The sequence below is a fragment of the Polaromonas sp. P1_G2 genome (genome assembly GCF_056405515.1).
In genome coordinates this window covers 1-1,193 of sequence record NZ_JBFUBY010000518.1, presented here as the reverse complement: position 1 = coordinate 1,193, position 1,193 = coordinate 1, and the positions used below count along the sequence as shown (strand labels likewise).

Below are 1,193 nucleotides of genomic sequence, written 5' to 3'. Positions count from 1 at the left end.
CTCATGGAGATCGATGGCGCGGCGGGTGTTGCCTTCGAGGCTGGAATTGAACAGGCCTGCAGGATCCTCGAGCTTGGCGCCCTTGGCAAAGGTCATTTTCACGGCGCTCTTGTAAGTCTCGCCGGTGCAGATGATGCCGCCGTGTGACCACACCGGAACGCCGCGCCACTTGAGCTCCTCGACCACCTCGGGCACAGCCTGCTGGATGATCTTGCGGATACGCGCCAGCGTCTCGCCGCGCCAGTCGTCGAGTGCCTTGATCTTCGCGTCAATCTGCGCGGAGGCGGAACCGCCTTCCTTGTCTTGCGCCGTGTCGCTCGCCATCGCTTTTTTCATGGTGATGTCGCTTTCTTCAGGGTTGTGCCGTTCACATTTTTTCGCCGGGCAATTCGCTGGCCTGTTGGATCCAGGCGGCCAGTTGGGCCTCGTCGAACTGCCCGCCTTCCTGGATGTGGAGGTAGCGTGTGTCCTGGCTCTTGGATTCGACAGGCGGCACGGGACGCAGCGACAGGCCGCGAAAGAAAGCCACCTTGACGTAGTGCGTGAAGCAATGAAAGCTCAGGAACCAGCCCTGGCCTTCAAGGCCRTAGAASGGCGWRTTCCACTTGACGGCCTTGCGCACGCCGGGGATGGTGCGCGTGATGAGCGCGTCGAGCCGTCGCCCTACATCGCTTTTCCATCCCGGCATGGCCGCGATATAGGCCTGCACGGGAGCGTCGCCCTCGCCTTTCGCGATCCGAGGGTTGCCGCCTGAGAGCAGGACGGGCTTCGCGGACTTCGCCGGCGCACCGGCTGTCTTTCTGGCCATGGCGTTCATGTCAGGGCTTCGCGTGAAAGCTCACACTGGGCGTGCCAGGACCTGCTCCAGGTTGGCAAAGAACTGCTGCCAGCCGTGTTTTGCGCCCTGGAAGGCCTGTTCCTGGTCGGTCCGGAAACCCGCCTGCTCCATGCGCAAACGGGTGCCGGTGCCTGTGGGGGTCAGCGTCCAGGTGACCACGCTCTCGAGGCCATAGGCCGCCCAGGTGTAGGACAGCGTTTTTTCGGGCTCCACAGTTTGCACCTCGCAGTCGACGGCGCCCCAGTCGGCGCTGAGCTTGAAGCCGTGGCCGACGACGGGCTGGAAGTCGTTTTTCATAAGCCACTCGGCGATCAGCTGCGGCTGCGTGAGCGCGCGCCAGATTTTTTGCGGCGGG

3 protein-coding genes are annotated in these 1,193 nt (G+C 63.3%); all 3 read right to left on the bottom strand.

What is annotated here, in order from left to right; all coding sequences use genetic code 11:
* Window positions 1–336: DUF1801 domain-containing protein (locus tag AC1D0P_RS25850; RefSeq protein ID WP_477679337.1), on the bottom strand; the 336-nt coding region annotated here is incomplete at its 3' end.
* A 31-nt stretch (window positions 337–367) separates the two neighbouring features.
* A complete protein-coding gene (locus tag AC1D0P_RS25845) occupies window positions 368–817 on the bottom strand; it encodes a DUF1801 domain-containing protein (RefSeq protein ID WP_477679336.1) in 450 nt (149 codons plus the stop codon).
* A gap of 21 nt (window positions 818–838) precedes the next feature.
* Window positions 839–1,193 (bottom strand): SRPBCC family protein (locus tag AC1D0P_RS25840; protein WP_477679335.1); only part of this gene is annotated, 355 nt, incomplete at its 5' end.